This is a genomic window from Advenella kashmirensis W13003 (assembly GCF_000506985.1).
Lineage (GTDB): Bacteria > Pseudomonadota > Gammaproteobacteria > Burkholderiales > Burkholderiaceae_B > Advenella > Advenella kashmirensis_A.
Genome location: NZ_KI650979.1, coordinates 306,542 through 325,179, shown reverse-complemented (window position 1 = coordinate 325,179; position 18,638 = coordinate 306,542). Strand labels below are relative to the sequence as shown.

Genomic DNA, 18,638 nt, shown 5'->3' with positions numbered 1-18,638 from the left:
CCACTACTACCAGATACGAGGGCAAAATCACCTCAAAACAGGCCGTTTTGCCCCATTTTTCACCATTTTCCAATCAATTTACCCGATCACTACCATGAGTCAATCCGATACTACCGTGAAGAAAGCAGAGGAAACGCTGGGTTTCCAGACAGAAGTGAAGCAGCTTCTGCATTTGATGATTCATTCCCTGTACAGCAATAAGGAAATTTTCCTGCGTGAGCTGGTCTCTAACGCGTCAGACGCCTGCGACAAGCTGCGTTTCGAGGCGATCGACAAGCCCGAATTGCTCGAAGGTGGCGCCGATCTGGAAATCCGCGTCAGCTATGACAAGGATGCGCGCACGATCACCATTGCTGACAACGGTATCGGTTTGACCAAGGCCGAGGCGGTGGCCAATCTGGGTACGATTGCCCGGTCCGGCACCAAGGAGTTCTTCTCCCAGCTGTCGGGCGACAAGCAGAAAGACGCGCAACTCATCGGCCAGTTCGGCGTGGGTTTCTATTCTTCCTTCATCGTGGCCGACAAGGTCACGGTGGTCAGCCGCCGCGCGGGCGAGCCGGTCGATCAGGCTGTGTTCTGGGAATCCGAAGGGCAGGGCGAGTTCACGGTTGCCGACACGGAAAAGGCCGAGCGCGGTACCAGCGTGACGCTGCATCTGCGCGCCGATGAGGATGATTTCCTGAGTGGCTGGAAGCTGCGCGAGGTGCTGCGTCGCTATTCCGATCACATTTCCCTGCCTGTGCTCATGCAGAAGGAAGAGTACGATTCCGAGAAGGGCGAGCAGGTTAAGAAAGACGAATGGGAAACCATTAACCAGGCCAGCGCGCTGTGGACCCGTGCCAAGAACGATATTACAGACGAGCAGTACACCGAGTTTTACAAGCACGTTAGCCATGATTTTGAAGAGCCGCTGGCATGGACGCATAACCGCGTTGAAGGCCGCAGCGAATATACGCAACTGCTGTATCTGCCCAAGCATGCGCCGTTTGATCTGTACGATCGCGATGCGCGCCGCGGTGTGAAGCTGTATGTCAAACGTGTTTTCATTATGGATGACGCCGAGCAGTTGCTGCCGTCCTACCTGCGCTTTGTGCGCGGGGTGATTGATTCGGCCGATCTGCCGCTGAATGTCTCTCGTGAAATCCTGCAGGAAAGCCGCGATGTGAAGTCTATTCGCGAAGGCTCGACCAAGCGTATCCTGAGCCTGCTGGAGGATTTGGCAGAAAACCGTGCAGAAGACTACGCCGGTTTCTGGACCGAGTTCGGCCAGGTGCTCAAGGAAGGCACGGGCGAGGATATGGCCAACCAGGAGCGTATTGCCAAGCTCCTGCGTTTTGCCTCTACCCATAACGATGATGCCATTCAGAATGTGACGCTGGCTGACTATATTTCCCGCATGAAGGAAGGGCAGGAAGCCATTTATTATGTGACGGCTGATACTTTTGCTGCGGCCAAGAACAGTCCGCATCTGGAGATTTTCCGCAAGAAAGGCATTGAGGTGCTGCTGTTGTCAGACCGCGTGGATGAATGGATGCTCTCGCATTTCCGCCAGTTCGATGGCAAGTCTTTTGTGTCTGTGGCCAAGGGTGGCCTGGATCTGGACAAGCTCACGGATGAGGCAGAGAAGAAGAAGCAGGAAGAAGTGGCCGAGTCTCTCAAGCCCTTGCTGGAGCGGCTGAAAACCTCCCTGGGCGAGTCTGTGAAAGAAGTGCAGGTCACGAATCGCCTGGTGGATTCACCCGCTTGCGTGGTGGTTGGCCAGAACGATGTGAGCCCGCATTTGCTGCGCCTGTTGAAAGCGGCTGGCCAGGAAACGCCGGATATCAAGCCTGTGCTGGAGATCAATCCTGAGCACGCCCTGATTGAAAAAATCAAGGGCACGGAAGGCGAGGCGTTTGATGACTGGGCGCACGTGCTGCTGGATCAGGCCATGCTGGCCGAAGGCGCGCAGATTGCCGATCCGGCTGCGTATGTGAAGCGTCTGAATGGTTTGCTTCTCAAGAGCTGAAGGCTGACCGGGAAACCGGTCATTAAGTGAATAGCGGCGGTCCTATGGGATCGCCGCATTGCATTTGAAATGCGCTTGCGGGCGCTTTTTTATTCTGTGGGGCGGTTGTCGTCTTACGAGCCGACGCGCACCAGCCGCTGGCTCGCAATGCCTTCGGGCATCTGTCGCCAGTCCCATCCAGTCAGCCGCTTATACCAATGCCAGTCAAAATACGGCCCCGGATCGGTCTTGCGTTTGGGGGCAATATGTTCATGTCCGCGCACTGCTTTCAAGGTATAGCGATTGCGCAGCACAGTAGTCAGTGCCGCCAGCTGCAGGTATTGTTCATCGGTAAACGGCTCAAAATCCGTCCCCTCCAGTTCAATCCCGATAGAAAAGTCATTGCAGCGATCCCGCCCGTCAAAGCGCGACACGCCCGCATGCCACGCGCGCCGGTCGCAGCTCACGAACTGGATAATCCGCCCGCTGCGGCGAATAAAGAAGTGGGCCGACACACGCAGATCAGCAATCTGTGCAAAGAAGGGGTGTTCGTCGGCGCGCAGGGTGTTGGTAAAGAGTTGCCGTACATATTTGCCGCCGAACTGCCCAGGCGGCAGGCTGATGTTGTGGATCACCAGCAGGGAGATGTTTTCCAGCAGGGGACGGCGATCCTGGTTGGGTGAGCGAACGTGCCGCACGCCCGGCTGCGGGCACAGCCAGCCGTGTCGATCCAGTTTCAGGTCTTCTGTTGTTGCCATATCAAATTGCTCTACCAAATAACAGTCATTTCATGCCCAGTTTGGCGTGTTCCTGGCTGCACCAGGGTTGTCCGTTCTGCATGATGGCCTCGGAGGCGGGCAGGTAGACGCCGCAGTGGGCGCATTGCACCATGTTTTCTTCGGGCAGGCTGGCGGTGGCGGTGCCCTGGGCGCGGGCGGCCTGGGTCGCTGCGTTGTCGCTCAGTTTGCGAATGAAGCTGCGCAGGAAGTGGCGCAGCACAAGGTAAAGTACACAGAGCAGGACGATGGTGATGACAAATCGCATTATGCGCCTCCTTTGTGCAGCAGAACGTCGAAGATGAAGCGGGTGCCGGTGTAGGCGATCATGAGCAGGGCAAAGCCCACCAGGGTCCAGCGCAGGGCAAAGCGGCCGCGCCAGCCGCGCATGGCACGTCCCAGCAGAAGTAGGCCAAAGACCACCCAGGACATCATGGTAAAGACGGTTTTGTGGTCAAACGGCAGCATGACGCCATTGATTCTCATGGAAACGACCACACCTGTAATGATGGACAGGGTCAGCAGCACAAAGCCGATCCAGATCAGGCGGAACAGGATTTTTTCCTGAACCAGCAGGGGCGGCTGTTCTTCGAGCGCCAGGGCGAAGACCGAGCGTTCGGCTCGGGTTTTGACCGGCTGGTGCAGGTAGCGGTCCAGCGAGGTCATCAGGAACGCCTGGATGGCGGCGATGGCGATGAGGCTGTAGGCGCCGATGGAAATGAGCAGGTGAATTTGGAAATAGGCGTCCGCGACGGGGATGACCAGGCTGTCGTGGCCCGGGAAGAGGGCGGCCAGCAGGCAGATGACGCCGGCAATGGGTAACAGCAGCAGTTTAAGGCCGCCGATGTCGCTGACCAGGTTTTCCAGCCAGAACACCAGCATGCCCAGCCAGATGGTAAGCGATAAGCCCACCGACCAGGACAGGCGCAGTTCGCTCTCGTGCAGCATGGCCAGGTGCACGGCCACGCCATGCACGACCAGGACCAGCGCCAGCAGCCAGCGTGAGGCGCCGTCGGCCAGAACAGGGGCCTGCCCGCCGAGCAGGGGCCGCCAAATTAGTAAACTGAGCAGCAGATAGGCCACGGTGGCCAGAGAGTGAAATACAATGTCGTAAGACATAAAATATGATGTGTGTTTCCGGATGAGCAATCAGCGGATCTGCATAGGTGCGATCCGGTCTGCAGGCCTATAGTATAGCCGTTTTGCCCAATCCCTTTTACTTCAGTGAAATTCCATGTTTGATAATCTGACCGACCGGCTCAGCCGGGCCATGAAAACCCTGCGCGGCGAAGCGCGTCTGACCGAAGCCAATACCCAGGAGATGCTGCGTGAAGTGCGCATGGCGCTGCTGGAGGCCGATGTGTCCCTGCCGGTGGTGCGCGAATTCGTGGCCAAGGTCAAGGAGCGCGCGCTGGGGGTTGATGTCACCGGCAGCCTGAGCCCCGGCCAGGCGCTGGTCGGCGTGGTGCACAAGGAGCTCACCGCCGTCATGGGCGGCGATCTGGGCGAGGGCGCCTCCGAGCTGGACCTGACCACCACGCCGCCGGCGATTATCCTGATGGCGGGTCTGCAGGGGGCGGGTAAAACCACCACCACCGGTAAACTGGCGCGCCTGCTGGTGTCCGGCGAGCTGATCCAGAACGGTCGCAAGGTTCCCAAAAAGAAAGTGCTGGTGGTCAGTGTCGACGTTTATCGTCCTGCGGCGATCGAGCAGTTGCGCACCGTGGCCGGGCAGGTGGGGGCGGATTTCTTCCCTTCGGCTGCAGACCAGAAGCCGCGCGATATCGCGCTGGCTGCGGTAGATCACGCCCGCAAGCACCATTATGAAGTGCTGATTGTGGATACGGCCGGCCGCCTGGGTGTGGACGAGGCCATGATGCAGGAAATCAGCATGCTGCACGGGCTGATCAAGCCGGTCGAGACGCTGTTCGTGGTCGATGCCATGCAGGGTCAGGATGCGGTGAATGTGGCCAAGGCATTCGGCGAGGCGCTGCCGCTCACGGGCGTGGTGCTGACCAAGCTGGATGGCGATGCCCGAGGGGGCGCCGCGCTGTCGGTGCGTCATGTAACCGGCAAGCCGCTCAAGTTCATCGGGGTGTCCGAAAAACTGGATGGCCTGGAAGTGTTCCACCCGGAACGGATGGCGCAGCGGGTGCTGGGCATGGGCGACATTGTGTCGCTGGTGGAACAGGCGCAACGCAATATCGATATTGCCGAGGCGCAAAAGCTGGCGTCCAAGATCAAGACGGGTGACCGCTTTGATTTGAACGATTTCCGCGAGCAGTTGCAGCAGGTCAAAAAAATGGGCGATATGAGTTCGCTTATGGAAAAGCTGCCTGCGCAGTTTGCCCAGGCCGCTGGCCAGATTCAGGGCGGGCAGGCTGAAAAGCAGTTGCGCCGCACGGAAGGCATTCTGAATTCCATGACGCCGCTGGAGCGAAGCAAGCCCGAGTTGCTGAAAGCCACGCGCAAGCGGCGCATTGCGGCGGGCGCAGGTGTGCCGGTGCAGGAAGTCAATAAATTGCTCAAGCAGTTCGAACAGATGCAGGGCATGATGAAGCAGTTCAAGAAAGGCGGCATGGGCAAAATGATGCGCGCCATGGGTGGCATGAAGGGGCTGCGCGGCGGGATGGGCGCGTTCGGCAATTTCAAGAAATAATACAAACGGATACACCCGGCGCCCGGTGGGCGCGCCAAATATCATCGAATTTTTCAACAATAATTTGATAGACGGATGGTTATAAAGATGCATACGCGCAAGAGTTTGCGCGATGCATTTTTTTATGAGCGTCCCTTATGTCTGTAAACGAATTTACCGAAAACACGATTGCCGGTGCGGCTGATTCCCGATCGGCCAGCGGTCCGCGCGCTGCACCTGCCTCGCCCGATTCAGCTGTTTTTGCCCTGCTCAAGCGTTTGAGCCGCGTGCAGCGCATCCGTCGCGTGCTGCTGGTGGCCTCGGGCCTCATTATTGCAGGCGTCTGTCTTTTTACCGATTCGGCCTGGCGCAATCTGGCGCTGGTTCATGACTTGATTCAGGCAGTGGGCCTGGTGCTGATTCTGACCGGCGCCCTGGGTCGGATCTGGTCGTCACTTTATTTGAATGGCCGCAAAAATACCGAGCTGATGACGCATGGTCCGTATTCGCTCACCCGCAATCCCTTGTATGTTTTTTCCATCCTGGGTGTGACCGGTATGGGGCTGCTGTCAGGCTCGTTGCTGACGGGTTTGATCAGCGGCGGCCTGATTTATCTGGTATTCAATTGGGTGATTGCCCAGGAAGAAGAAACGCTGGAGATGATTTTTGGCGAGCCTTACCGGCACTATAAGCGGTATGTGCCCCGCCTGGGCGTGACGCTGCGTCACTGGAATAATCCCGAAAACCTGGACATTTCCACGAGGGCGCTGGGTCGTACGGTGCGCGAAGCGCTGTGTTTTCTGCTGGCCGGTCCGTTCTTTATCTTGCTGAACTATTTGCACAAGGATGGTATTTTGCCGGTGATCGGGCATTTGTTCTGATGCCTCGGATGCTGTCATTGCGGCGTTAAGCAAATAGCCAAAAAAAAACCCTGCGGAATTATGTCGCAGGGTTTTTGACTTTCAGAGCGCTTACTTGGGAATACGCAGCACCTGGCCGGGATAAATTTTATCCGGATGGCTGAGCATAGGACGGTTGGCTTCAAAGATTTTCTGGTACTGGTTGGCATCGCCGTACTGGTCTTTGGAGATTTTGGACAGCGTATCGCCGGATTTGACCGTATAGAAGTTGGACTCTTCCTCGGTAGAGGCGGCGGTCAGCTGGTTGTCTACCGAAGCCACGCCTTGCGTATTGCCGATGGCGATGGCGATTTTTTCAGCGTCTGCCGTGCTTGCGGCATTGCCCTTGACCGTGACTTTGTCGCCATCCACGGCGATATCCAGGCCATCAGCATTCAGGCCGTGCTTGGCCAGTTCTTTTTTGAGATCGTCTGGCGTGGCTGCCTGCGCTTCGCTGCCGCCGAACACTTTCTCGCCGACTTCCTTGATAAAACTGAGAATACCCATTGTTATGACTCCTTGTTATCGTTGAATGACAACGTCGATATCGCACGATGCGTGCGTCTGTATATTATTCATTGAATACATGACAAACGGAAGACCCTGAAGGTTAATAAATGTTAGAAGTCGTCAATTGTCTATCAATATCGTTCAATTGATGGCATGTTCGCTGATTGGTCGGTGAACCTGCGGGGGCGAGCTGCTGCGTGTCGGGCAAATACGGCTTTGGGAACCGGCAAAGCCGACATGGCATTCGGCCACCCGATCGCAGCCGAAACGGAGTGCAGGCAAGAAAAAACCGCGCCTGTCGGGCGCGGTCTGTTCAGCTGCGCTGGTTTTTATTTCAAGCAGAATTATTTTCCTGCAAACCTGTCTGTCGCTTCCAGCAGCAGTTTGAGAATCCCCGGTTCATTAAAAGCATGCCCTGCGTCGGGCACCATGTGAAACTCGGCCTGCGGCCACGCCTTGTGCAGATCCCACGCAGTGCGTGCTGGCGTGCAGCAGTCGTAGCGACCCTGGATAATGACGCCGGGAATGTCCTTGAGCAGATGGGCATTGTCCAGTAATTGGTTTTCTTGCATAAAGCCGGCATGGGTGAAGTAGTGGTTTTCGATGCGGGCAAAGGCCAGTGCGAAGTGGTCGGCAATGTAGTTCTGGGTATTGGACTGGTCCGGATACAGCGTGATGGTGCGGCCTTCCCATTGGCTCCAGGCGCGCGCCGCATTGATCTGCACTTCATGATCGTCGCCGGTCAGGCGCTTGCGGTAGGCGGCAATCAGGTCGTCGCGCTCATCCAGCGGGATCGGCGCCACATAGTCTTCCCAGTAATCGGGGAACAGCCAGGATGCGCCTTCCTGATAGAACCAGCGCAGTTCTTCCTTGCGCAGGGTGAAGATGCCGCGCACGATGAGTTCGCTGACCTGTTTGGGATGGGCCTGGGCGTACGCCAGGGCCAGTGTGGAACCCCATGAGCCGCCGAAGACCAGCATCTGCTCTGCATTGAGTACTTCAGTGCGCAGGCGCTCGATGTCGGCGATCAGGTGCGCCGTGGTGTTGTTCTCCAGGCTGGCGTGGGGCGTGGAGCGGCCGCAACCGCGCTGATCGAACAGCAGGATGTTGTAGCGCTGTGGATCGAACAGTTGCCGGTGGTGCACGCCGCAGCCGGCACCGGGGCCGCCGTGCAGGAATACTGCCGGTTTGCCTTGAGGATTGCCGCAGAGTTCCCAGTACACCTGGTGTCCGTCACCGGTGTCCAGCCTGCCGGTTTGATAGGGTTCGATGGGAGGATACATGCAAATGGTCCTTGAAATGATTTATTTACGTTTGAAAACCAGGTCGCGAATGCCGTGGCCCAGGCGCAGGCCGCGGGTTTCAAATTTGGTCTGGGGGCGGTAGTCGGGCTTGGGGGCGTAGTCTGTCGCCGTGTTGGCCAGCAACGGTTCGCCGCTGAGCACCTCCAGCATTTGAACGGCGTAGTCTTCCCAGTCTGTGGCGCAGTGGATGTAGCCGCCCGGCTGAATGCGGCTGGCCAGCAGCGCAATAAATTCAGGACGTACCAGGCGGCGCTTGTGATGCCGTTTCTTGGGCCAGGGGTCGGGAAAGTAGATATGCACGCCGGCCAGGCTGTCGGGCGCGATCATGTTCTGCACGACTTCCACGGCGTCGTGCTGGATGATGCGGATATTGGTGACGCCGGACTCTTCGATACGCTTGAGCAGGGCGCCCACGCCTGCGTTGAAAACTTCGACACCCAGGAAATTGTCCCCGTCGCGAAGTTGTGCGATTTTTTGTGTGGTTTCACCCATGCCGAAGCCGATTTCCAGGATCGTGGGAGCGTGCCGGCCGAAGGTGGCGTCATAGTCCAGCAGGCTGGCCTGATAGGGCACTGCCCAGGTGTCCATATGCTGTTCCACGGCCTGTTTCTGGCCGGGTGTCATGTGCGAGCGGCGATGCACGAAGCTGCGGATGTGGCGGGTCTTCAGGGCGTCGCTGTCGCCTGCGTGGTCGGTGCTTCCCGCGGCATCGCTCGCGCCCGGCGCGTCGCCGGTTTCGTGCGTGCACACGTCGGTGTGGGCGGAAGGCGGGCTGGTCTTATTGTTGTCTGGATCTGCGGTGGTCATGGTGAATCGATCAGGTACAGGCCTCGCGCACGGCATACACCATAGGGTACGGCGCGCGCGGCGGCTAAACCTGCATTGTAGTCTATTCACCCACTACGCGCGGGCTGCTTACGCCGCGAAACGGAATGTCATGACCCGCGCGGGCGGCACATTGGTCCACACGATTTCACTGCTGTAATGACAGGCCTTGAGGGCGCCTTGCCACTGGGTCTGGCGCAGGTTGTAGGTGAACTGGATGGCACGCCCTTCATCTTTGAGCAGGGTTTGCCAGTGATGCAGGACCCGGCTGCGCACTTCGGGCGGCAGGGAGATCAGTGGCAGGCTGGAGACGATGGCATTGATGCGGATGCCGGGCGGCAGCAGGGCGTCCAGGTCGGCGGCGTTGCCGTTGATGATGGTCAGGTGCGGGAAGCGACGCCGCAGATGCTGGGCAAAGACGTTGGAAAACTCAATGACGATCAGCTTGTCGGCCGGGACACCGTGATCCAGAATGGCCTGGGTGATGACGCCGGTGCCACCGCCCAGTTCGATGACGACGCCGTCATGGTTCAGTGGAATGTGCTTGGCCATATAGCGGCCAAGCTTGCGTGAGCTGGGACAGATGGCGCCGGTAAACTTGGGCTGGTTGACGAGTTCATTCACAAACATGAGCGGGCGTGAGCGCCTGACGGTTTTTTTCAGACGTACAAAACCGTTTCTGCACCAAGTTTCAACCATATATGTATTCGTCCCATCGTTATTGTTGACCACAGCAAGGCGCTTTGCATGCGGTCTGTATAACGGGACCGTTGCCTAACGAACGCGCATGCCTGGCTGGGCGCCTTCCCAGGGTTCCAGAATGTAGATACCGGGGTTGGTTTTTTCATCGGCGTCGCTGGCGGCAAGCACCATGCCTTCAGAGAGGCCGAACTTCATTTTACGCGGCGCCAGATTGGCGACCATGACCGTATATTTGCCGATCAGCATCTCGGGTTGGTAGGCCGATTTAATACCCGAAAACACGTTGCGGGTTCGACCTTCACCTGCATCCAGTGTAAGCCGCAACAGCTTACTTGAACCTTCTACGTGTTCACAATTAACAATTTTTGCAATTCGCAAATCTATTTTTACAAAATCATCAATGGTGATCACATCTGCAATGGCTTCGCCGCCGGGCAGGGCAGCGGCCACGGCGTTTGCGACGGCGTCGGAGACAGCGGGTTCTTCGGGTTCAAGAAGCGTATCCAGCATGGCGGGCTCGACCCGCTGCATGAGATGCTTGAAGGGCGCGATACGCTCGGGCAGTTCGGCCGCATCGGTCCAGTTAAAGCTGCGGTTCATGCCGAACAATTCAGTTGCAATACGCTCGGCCAGGGCCGGCAATACGGGCGCCAGCATGACTGACAAGGCCTTGAAGCCGGCAATGGCGCGCGAGCAGACGTCCTGCAGGGCGGCTTTTTGCTGCTCGTCTGCCGTGCTGATGCCCTTGGCCATGACCCAGGGTTGTGCGCCATCGAAGGCCTGGTTGATTTTGTCGGCGTGCGCCATCATGTTGCGGATGGCGCGGGCGTATTCACGGTTCTCGAAGTCCCGCTGCACATTGGCGGTAAGCGTGGCCATTTCAGTTGTCATGGCCTCGATGTCGCCTGCATATTCCAGCTTGCCGTCGAAGTGCCGGGTAATGAAGGTGGCGGCGCGGCTGGCGATGTTGATGTATTTGCCGATCAGGTCGCTATTGACGCGGGCAATGAAATCATCAGGATTGAAATCGATGTCTTCCACGCGCGCGTTGAGCTTGGCCGCGATGTAATAGCGCAGCCACTCGGCGTTCATGCCGATGTCCAGGTATTTGACCGGGGAGATGCCCGTGCCGCGGCTTTTGGACATTTTTTCGCCGCTCACGGTAATGAAGCCGTGAACATTCAACGCGTCCGGTACTTTGCGGCCTGAGAACTTGAGCATGGCCGGCCAGAACAGGGCGTGGAAATACACAATGTCTTTGCCGATAAAGTGAACCTGTTCGGTGCTGCTGTCCGGTGCCAGCAGGGCGTCAAAATCCATGCCCTTGAGTTTGCAGTAGGCCTTCAGGGATGCCAGGTAGCCGACAGGGGCATCGAGCCACACATAAAAGTATTTGCCGGGCGCATCGGGGATTTCAATGCCGAAATACGGCTCGTCGCGCGAAATGTCCCAGTCGTTCAGGTTGCTTTCCTGGCCTTCTTCATTGCCCAGCCATTCGCGGGTCTTGGCCAGCACTTCCGATTGCAGGCGCTTGTTGCCCTGTGCGTTGGTGCCGGTGGTCCATTCCTGCAGGAAGGACACGCAGCGCGGGTCGGACAGCTTGAAGAAGAAGTGTTCGGACGACTTCATGACCGGCGTGGCGTTGGTCAATGTGGAATACGGATTGATCAGGTCGGTGGGTGCATAGACGGCGCCACACACTTCGCAGGAATCGCCGTACTGATCTTTCGCATGACATTTGGGGCATTCGCCCTTGATGTAACGATCGGGCAGGAACATGCCCTTGACCGGGTCATAGAACTGTTCGATGGTTTTGGTGCTGATAAAGCCCGCGCCCTTGAGCTGGCGATAGATTGCCTGGGACAGCTCGATGTTTTCTTCGCTGTCGGTGCTGTGCCAGTGGTCGAATTTGATATGAAAGCCGTTCAGGTAGCGCGGGCGCTCCTGCGCATAACGGGCCACCAGATCGCGCGGGGCAATGCCTTCTTTTTCGGCCTTGAGCATGATGGGCGCGCCGTGCGCGTCGTCTGCGCCGACAAAGTGCACGGTATGTCCGGCCATTCGCATGCTTCGTACCCAGATGTCGGCCTGGATGTACTCCATGATGTGGCCAATGTGGAACGAACCGTTAGCGTAGGGAAGAGCCGTGGTAACAAAAATCGTGCGAGACATAAGATGCTGTTTCAGATCAAAAAAGAGGGAAAAGATTGATTTTAGACGAATATTGCGGCACACCGCGGTTTTGTGTGGGTTGGCGCGCACTTAGCATGGCGGGTATTTGACGTGGAGGGCAGTTGCAACGCCCGTGCTCAGAACACGCCGGTCTGATAGGCAATCACACCGCCGATGGCGCAGACCAGCAACGCCCACATGGGGTTGGCTTCGGTGAAGTACACAAAGACCAGCGTGCCGATCACCATGCTCCAGGTCAGCACATCAAAGGCCGAGTACAGCGACAGCTCAATGCCGCTTGCAATAATCAGCCCGATGGCGACGGGCACCACGGCATCCTGCACCAGTTTGTATTCGCGCCGGTGAGTAAAGTGGCTGATGAGGCGGCCCACGGCAAAGGCCAGGACCGAGGCCGGCAGTACCATGGCGATCGTCGCGACCAGCAGGCCGGCCAGGCCTGCGACATGCCAGCCGATGATGCTGGCGATCAGCACATTGGGGCCGGGCGCCGATTGCGCAACGGCAAACAGGTGGGTGAATGTATCGGTATTCATCCACTGATGCACGTCGACTGCCGCGTGGCGGATTTCCGGTATGGCTGCGTTGGCGCCGCCAATGGCAATCAGCGAAATGCGCGCGAAGGTCAAAAACAGATCGAGCAGCGTCGTCATGATGTGTGTCCGTGACGGCGTGCCAGGATGAAATTGGCCACAATGGCCAGCGGCATCATGACTGCAACGACCTGCAGCAGGGAAAATTTCAGCCACACCACCAGGGCAATCGTGGCCAGGCCCGCCACGATGTGATGGGCCTGCAGGTCGATTTTGCTGGCCATTTTCAGGCCCATGCCTATGACCATGCCAGCCGCAGCGCAGGCCGAGCCCTGCAGCGCGGCGTTGAAATAGGGGTTCTGGTCCAGGAACTGGTATAGCACCGCCAGCACAATCAGTACCAGCATCGGCAGCACCAGCAGACCACTGACGGCGACGATGGACCCGCGCATGCCGTGATAGCGATCTCCCAGCATGACGGCCACGTTGACGGTGTTCGCCCCGGGCAGCACTTTGCCGACGCCCAGGAGGGTGGCATAGTCCTTTTCACTCAGCCACTTCTGTTCGCGCACAATGACATGGCGCGCAATCGGGCCGACGCCGCCAAAGCCGAGCAGGCCGATTTTTGCAAAACCGCGAAACAGGGCGGTGAAGGTCGCAACGGGGGGATCGGCGTCAGGCAGGGAGGGAGTGGAGGTGGTCATGCTGCACACAGTACAATTCAAGTCTTATATAAGACTTGAATTGTACTCTCAATATGAGCGCGGGTTTGCATTATTTTTCTGTTCGTTTCGGGCGCCCCGGCGGCTGTGTAAAGCAGCCAGTACTGATAAAACGGCAAGCGCAGCCATGATCATGCCGACATTGCGGAACATATCGGCGTAGCCTGCCAGGCGAACCCAGTATTGGCTGACGAATGGCGAGACGAACTGGCCGATAAAAATGGAGGTGGCCACCATGCCCGAAATGCGGCCCCTCAGCAAGGGGGCGGAATGGCCGATGGCGGTGGACATGACATTGGGCATGACAATGCCCAGGCCTGCCCCCAGGGTGATATTGGCGGCAATCATTGCGCCATAGCCCGAGGAGACAGACAACAGAACAAAGCCGCCCGTCATCAGGGTAAAGCCGATCAGAAAAATGGCCTGGGTTGTGAAACGCCGCTTGAACCAGCCGAAGCACAGTGCAATGGCGCCACCGGCCAGATTGAAGGAGCCCAGGACAAGGCCGAATCCGCTGGCGTTATAAATGCCCAGCGCTTCCATATGGAATTGCAATTGTGATGGCACGGTATAGAACGAAACATTGATCAAAAATGCCAGCAGGCAGACAACCGCAACCACCGGCCAGTTCATGCCGGCAGCCGTCGTCAGGCCGGCTGCATCATGGCGGGGCCGGTATCGCACGGGTTCAGTCAAGAAGAGCATAACGGCGGGTACCAATACCAGCGCCGCCCCGTATATGACAAATGGCATGCGCCAGTGCACTTCGGCCAGCAACCCGCCTGACATGACAAATATCACCCCGCCCAATTGCACAAAGGCCTGTTGCAGGCCAAGGTAGCGTTCCCGTTCGGCGCCCGAGAAATAATCGCCGACCAGGGCCATGCTCAGTGTAATGATGCCGCCGATGGCAATGCCCAGTGCCGCGCGGCCGGCCAGCAGCGCAGGCAGGCTGTCGGCCATGAGCCCTGATGCCCCGGACACGCCGTAAAGCACAATGGCGGTAACCAGCAGGCGCTTGCGCCCGTAACGGTCAGCGAGCATGCCTGCAAACGGGGCCGACAGGGCGACAAACAGGGAAGGTAGCGTGAGCACCATGCGACTTAACAGGTCGATCTGTTCGTTATCTGCAAAGTGCACCGCAATGGCAGGCAGCGAGGGAGCGATGATGATGCCGGCCATGATGGTCAGTGTGGCCACCAGCAGCAGGACCAGCTTTCGGGCGACCAGCGATCGCGGGCTCATGGCAGCGGTCTTTGCAGAAGCCTCGAACGGATGCATTGTATCGCTTGCGACCGGCGCATGTACCACGCCTGACGTAGCTGATCTGTCGGATTGATCTGAAGCGACGGGAGTATCGGAGACCTCGGGCGTGCCTGACAATACGGTTGCGTCAGGTGCATTGGGCTTATGTTGCGGACGGGGTTTCATGACTGCCTTGTTGACCGGAATACTTTCATCATAAGACCTCAAGTAAACTTAAGGTCAACGGTGCTGGCGCCGCTTGTGTTTTTTATTTATGAGATGGCGCAGGAATGCTATAAAGATATAAGACAAATGCAATCTATGACGTACGTGATATAACCATGAAAGATATCAAAAGCCTGGATCTTAATCTGCTGAAGGCGCTGGACGCCTTGCTGGACCAGCGCAACGTAACGCGGGCCGCAGCACGCCTGGGCGTGACGCAGCCGGCCATGAGCGGCATGCTGACGCGCCTGCGCGATACGTTTGACGATCCCCTGTTTGTGCGGGCGCAGCGCGGCATTGAACCGACCGAGAGGGCGCTGGCGCTGGCCATTCCGCTCAAGCAGGTATTGGGCGAAGTGCAAACCTTGCTGCAGCCGCCGGTGTTTGATCCGGCCACGGCTACCCAGCGCTTTACCATGGCCTCGACCGATTACGCCATGCGCGCCATTGCCTTGCCGTTTCTGTCAACCCTCAAGCGCCTGGCGCCGAACATTCAGGTGGCGCTGCTGCTGGTGAACGACACGCAAATGCTGACGCAGCTGGAGCGCGGTGTGATTGATCTGGCGCTGGTGTCGCCCGAATATACCTGTCCTGATCTGCACGCGCGCAAACTGTTCGATGAACATTACGTTTGTGTTTTGCGTGAAGGGCATCCGCTGGTGCGCGAGCAGGCTGATCTGACGCTGGACCGTTTTTGCGAACTGGACCATGGATTGGTGTCCTACACGGGCGGCGGCTTTCGCGGGGCCACCGACGAGGCGCTGGAAAAACTGGGCAGGCAGCGCCGGGTCACGGTATCGATCAAGAGCTTTCTGATTGTGCTTGATCTGCTGCGCGCCAGCGATATGGTGTCTGTGTTACCCAGCCGCCTGGTGACGGGCCTGGAAGGACTGGCGGTTTTCGAGCCGCCCGTCAGCATTCCTGGTTATACCAATATGGCCGCCTGGCACGAACGCACCCACCGCGACCCGGCCCAGCGCTGGTTGCGGCAGTTGCTGTTCGATATCTGCTTCGACTGTCCGCCAGGCCATGCCGCGCAGGATTATGCCGCTGCGCCGCGGTAGCGCTCCAGCCAGTGCGCGTAAGGCGCAGGCAGTATCCAGGTCGGGCGGGGCTGCTCAAGGGTTTTGGCAAGCGAGAAGGTGTAGTGCGGATCGGCAAGGTGGGCACGCCCGATCATGACCAGGTCCATTTGCTCATCTTCCACAACGCGGTTGGCAATCTGCGGATCGTCAATGCCCCAGGCGGAGGCCACGGGCAGGCCGGCTTCACGGCGTACACGCTCGGCCAGCGGCGCCAGAAAGGCTGGCGTGGCCCACGGGATGTTGACATCCGGAATCACAAAGTTCGCGCTGACATTGAGCAGGTCGAGGCCACCCTTGCGCATGTTCCGGATCAGTTCAATGGACTCGGCTACGGTGTCTTCATCACGACCGTCATATTCGATGACGCCGAACCGTGCCGTCAGGGGCAGGTTCTCGGGCCATACTTCGCGTACGGCTGCGAGGGTTTCCAATGGAAAGCGGCTGCGTCCTTCCAGGCTGCCGCCATATTGGTCGTCGCGCTGGTTGGAGTGAGCAGAGAAAAAGCTCTGTGCAAGGTAACCATGGGCGTAATGCAGTTCAAGCCATTCGAAACCGGCCTGCCGGGCGCGTCGTGCGGCGGCGGCAAAATCGGCCTTGACGCGTTCAATATCGGCCAGGGTCATGGCCCTGGGCACTCTGGACAGGTTCTCGCCATACGCAATGGCCGACGGCGCAATGGTTTGCCAGCCGCGGGGGTCGCTTTCGGGGATATGGTCATCGCCATCCCAGGGACGGTTGGCGCTGGCTTTGCGTCCTGCATGGGCGATCTGGATACCGGGCACGGCGCCGGCGGCCTTGATGGAGGCTGCAATGCGCGCCAGTCCTTCAATATGGTCGTCGCTCCACAAGCCCAGATCCTCCGGCGAGATCCGTCCTTCGGGTGATACGGCCGTGGCTTCGACAATGACCAGGCCCGCACCGCCGCGTGCCAGACCGGCATAGTGAATCTGGTGCCAGTCATTGCTCAGGCCGTCCTGGGCGCTGTACTGGCACATGGGCGGAATTGCGATGCGATTGCGCAGGGAGACGTCTTTCAGGGTGAAAGGAGAAAACAGGTTGGGCATGTTCAATCTCTTGTTGGTGTGCGTGAAAACTGCTGTGAGAAGATTATGATGCTGCGCATCAAATAATTCAAATGCTATATTTTTATTTTAATTATCATTTTTTGTGATATCAGGATGAAATAAAAACCCCTGCCGGACCATTGTCGGGCAGGGGCGAGGAATGACAGCGTTATTGGCTGCGCCGGATGGCGCCTGCTGTGTTATTTGATTTCTCGCATTTCGACATCAGTGACATCGGGTTTGCGTGAAAAATTGCCGGGTTTTTTGAACTTCTCGGAAAACTCGGTATGGGTTTGACGGGCGCGGGTTGAGGTGGTTTTCCAGTATTCGCGGGCGACAAACGGCTTGCCGCGCACTTTCGCGATAATGTAGAACAGCCCGACCGCGATGGCGGCAGAGACCAGGAAGACGGCGGCCATGACAAGCCCGGCGATGGTGATGACACCAAAAAGCAGCGCTTTGAAAAACCGGTCCAGAAAATCGTTCATAAGGGATGCAGTCCTTGTAAGAGGGCAATGACAATAGAAGCCCAGTGCAGTCTATTGTACACAAGCAATTGATTTTGCTTGATTTGTTTTTTCTATCTTAAGGGCTTTTGTCAAAATTTCAAGAGCCGGGGTGCCGTGTTCAGTGGCAGCGGATGCCACCTGGAGCCGCTGCCACAGGCCGCGGACGCCGCTGCAGGGCTGAAGGCGAGGCCGGCTTTTCTTTTGAAACCGTGCGAAACAGGTAGCGATATCCCGGCTCCACACAGATTTTAACAATCAGAAGGCCCATTAAACGTTATCATTGTGCGCATTACCTCTATGAATAGTATGAATTACAGCGAGTTGAAATGAGTCTGTCGTCAAAAGACCTGTTGGATGCGTTACGTAGTGTGACGGATCCGGTTACCGCCCTGCCTGTGTTGCCGGTGTTGAAAGAATCTGATCTCACGGTCACGGGCGATGCGGTCACTATCCGCGCTGAGCCGGGCTATCTGACCGATGCGGCAGGCCGCAAGGCGCTGGCCGCACAAATTGAAGCCGCGGCCAAAGGTGCAGGCGCGCAGCAGGTCACGCTGCAATTGAACGATACGATCCGGGCGCATGCCGTGCAAAGTGGCCTGAAGCCCATTGCGTCGGTCAAAAATATTATTGCCGTCGCGTCCGGCAAGGGCGGGGTCGGCAAAAGCACGACCAGCGCCAATCTGGCGATTGCGCTGGCACAAAGCGGTGCGCGCGTCGGTATTCTGGACGCGGACATCTACGGTCCAAGCCAGCCGCTGATTATGGGCGTGTCGGGCAAACCGGTGTCCAATGACGGCAAAACCATGGAACCTTTGCGGGCGCATGGCATTACGGTCAACTCCATCGGCTTTCTGATCGAGGCCGATTCGCCGGCCATCTGGCGCGGCCCCATGGTCACGCAGGCACTGGAGCAGTTGCTGCGCCAGACCAATTGGCCTGACCTGGATTATCTGATTGTGGATATGCCGCCCGGCACCGGGGACATTGCCCTGACGCTGGCGCAGAAGGTGCCGGTCGTGGGTGCGATTATTGTGACCACGCCACAGGACATCGCGCTGCTGGATGCGCGCAAGGGCCTGCGCATGTTCGAGAAAATGAATATCCCCATTCTGGGCGTCGTTGAAAACATGGCCATGCATATTTGTTCGAACTGCGGTCATGCCGAAGCCATTTTTGGCGAGGATGGCGGCAAGCGGATGGCGAGTGAATTGAATGTGCCCTGGCTGGGCGCCTTGCCGCTGGCCAAAAGCATTCGCGAACAGACCGATTCGGGTTCGCCCACAGTGGCTTCGGACCCGGACAGCGAGGCGGCTCGGCTTTATCATGAGCTGGCTTATCGGGTGGCCATGGGCGTGGCGGCGTTACCCAAAGATATGGCGGGCCGTTTTCCTTCCGTCGTGGTGGAAAATCTGAAGAAATAAACG

General features: G+C 58.0%; 18 protein-coding genes. 5 read left to right on the top strand and 13 right to left on the bottom strand.

The genetic code is table 11. The features are described 5' to 3' along the window. Positions 1-94: 94 nt before the first annotated feature. Positions 95-2,008 (top strand): molecular chaperone HtpG, encoded by a 1,914-nt coding sequence (htpG, locus tag W822_RS25695; protein ID WP_024003370.1) that lies wholly within the window; start codon positions 95-97, stop codon positions 2,006-2,008. Positions 2,009-2,121: 113 nt separating this feature from the next. Here htpG and ampD read toward each other — a convergent pair whose 3' ends face one another. From ampD to W822_RS25680, 3 genes are read right to left on the bottom strand one after another with little or no spacing between them, the layout of a single operon-like run. After that, positions 2,122-2,745: a 1,6-anhydro-N-acetylmuramyl-L-alanine amidase AmpD gene (gene ampD, locus W822_RS25690; RefSeq protein ID WP_034279707.1), complete on the bottom strand. Its 624-nt coding sequence runs from the start codon at positions 2,743-2,745 to the stop codon at positions 2,122-2,124. Between the two features lie 25 nt (positions 2,746-2,770). Further along, entirely contained in the window at positions 2,771-3,031 is a 261-nt protein-coding gene (locus W822_RS25685) for a PP0621 family protein (protein ID WP_024003368.1), read from the bottom strand. Continuing rightward, entirely contained in the window at positions 3,031-3,882 is an 852-nt protein-coding gene (locus tag W822_RS25680; RefSeq protein WP_024003367.1) for a cytochrome C assembly family protein, read from the bottom strand. The genes W822_RS25685 and W822_RS25680 overlap by 1 nt, the downstream gene beginning before the upstream one ends. Before the next feature lie 115 nt (positions 3,883-3,997). Between W822_RS25680 and ffh the strand changes: the two genes are divergently transcribed. Both ffh and W822_RS0123080 read left to right on the top strand, forming a co-directional pair. Beyond that, positions 3,998-5,422, top strand: a complete 1,425-nt coding sequence (gene ffh / locus W822_RS25675) for a signal recognition particle protein (protein ID WP_024003366.1) — start codon at positions 3,998-4,000, stop codon at positions 5,420-5,422. Between the two features lie 137 nt (positions 5,423-5,559). Beyond that, positions 5,560-6,282, top strand: coding sequence for a methyltransferase family protein (locus tag W822_RS0123080; RefSeq protein ID WP_024003365.1), 723 nt, complete (start codon positions 5,560-5,562; stop codon positions 6,280-6,282). 90 nt (positions 6,283-6,372) lie between these two features. Here W822_RS0123080 and lysM read toward each other — a convergent pair whose 3' ends face one another. From lysM to W822_RS25635, 8 genes are all read right to left on the bottom strand, one after another. After that, positions 6,373-6,807 (bottom strand): peptidoglycan-binding protein LysM, encoded by a 435-nt coding sequence (lysM, locus tag W822_RS25670; protein ID WP_024003364.1) that lies wholly within the window; start codon positions 6,805-6,807, stop codon positions 6,373-6,375. Between the two features lie 347 nt (positions 6,808-7,154). Then, on the bottom strand, positions 7,155-8,093 hold the full coding sequence (gene pip, locus W822_RS25665) for a prolyl aminopeptidase (RefSeq protein ID WP_024003363.1): 939 nt from the start codon (positions 8,091-8,093) through the stop codon (positions 7,155-7,157). A 21-nt stretch (positions 8,094-8,114) separates the two neighbouring features. Next, entirely contained in the window at positions 8,115-8,921 is an 807-nt protein-coding gene (gene trmB / locus W822_RS25660) for a tRNA (guanosine(46)-N7)-methyltransferase TrmB (RefSeq protein ID WP_024003362.1), read from the bottom strand. Between the two features lie 108 nt (positions 8,922-9,029). Then, positions 9,030-9,638: a class I SAM-dependent methyltransferase gene (locus tag W822_RS25655; protein ID WP_024003361.1), complete on the bottom strand. Its 609-nt coding sequence runs from the start codon at positions 9,636-9,638 to the stop codon at positions 9,030-9,032. Positions 9,639-9,713: 75 nt separating this feature from the next. Further along, positions 9,714-11,813, bottom strand: a complete 2,100-nt coding sequence (gene metG, locus W822_RS25650) for a methionine--tRNA ligase (RefSeq protein ID WP_024003360.1) — start codon at positions 11,811-11,813, stop codon at positions 9,714-9,716. 137 nt (positions 11,814-11,950) lie between these two features. Next, positions 11,951-12,484, bottom strand: coding sequence for a chromate transporter (locus tag W822_RS25645; RefSeq protein WP_024003359.1), 534 nt, complete (start codon positions 12,482-12,484; stop codon positions 11,951-11,953). Beyond that, complete coding sequence (locus W822_RS25640; protein ID WP_051401572.1) at positions 12,481-13,068, bottom strand: chromate transporter; 588 nt, start codon at positions 13,066-13,068, stop codon at positions 12,481-12,483. The genes W822_RS25645 and W822_RS25640 overlap by 4 nt, the downstream gene beginning before the upstream one ends. 48 nt (positions 13,069-13,116) lie before the next feature. Next, entirely contained in the window at positions 13,117-14,517 is a 1,401-nt protein-coding gene (locus W822_RS25635) for an MFS transporter (RefSeq protein ID WP_253272211.1), read from the bottom strand. A 155-nt stretch (positions 14,518-14,672) separates the two neighbouring features. Here W822_RS25635 and W822_RS25630 point away from each other — a divergent pair, with 155 nt between their 5' ends. Continuing rightward, positions 14,673-15,620, top strand: a complete 948-nt coding sequence (locus W822_RS25630; protein ID WP_024003356.1) for a LysR family transcriptional regulator — start codon at positions 14,673-14,675, stop codon at positions 15,618-15,620. On the opposite strand, the gene W822_RS25625 is transcribed toward W822_RS25630, so the two are convergent. Together W822_RS25625 and W822_RS25620 are read right to left on the bottom strand one after the other, a co-directional pair. Next, positions 15,599-16,705: an NADH:flavin oxidoreductase/NADH oxidase gene (locus tag W822_RS25625; protein WP_024003355.1), complete on the bottom strand. Its 1,107-nt coding sequence runs from the start codon at positions 16,703-16,705 to the stop codon at positions 15,599-15,601. The genes W822_RS25630 and W822_RS25625 overlap by 22 nt on opposite strands. 200 nt (positions 16,706-16,905) lie before the next feature. Next, positions 16,906-17,193, bottom strand: a complete 288-nt coding sequence (locus tag W822_RS25620; RefSeq protein ID WP_024003354.1) for a hypothetical protein — start codon at positions 17,191-17,193, stop codon at positions 16,906-16,908. Between the two features lie 347 nt (positions 17,194-17,540). Between W822_RS25620 and apbC the strand changes: the two genes are divergently transcribed. After that, positions 17,541-18,635 (top strand): iron-sulfur cluster carrier protein ApbC, encoded by a 1,095-nt coding sequence (apbC, locus tag W822_RS25615; protein ID WP_024003352.1) that lies wholly within the window; start codon positions 17,541-17,543, stop codon positions 18,633-18,635. Positions 18,636-18,638 lie beyond the last annotated feature (3 nt).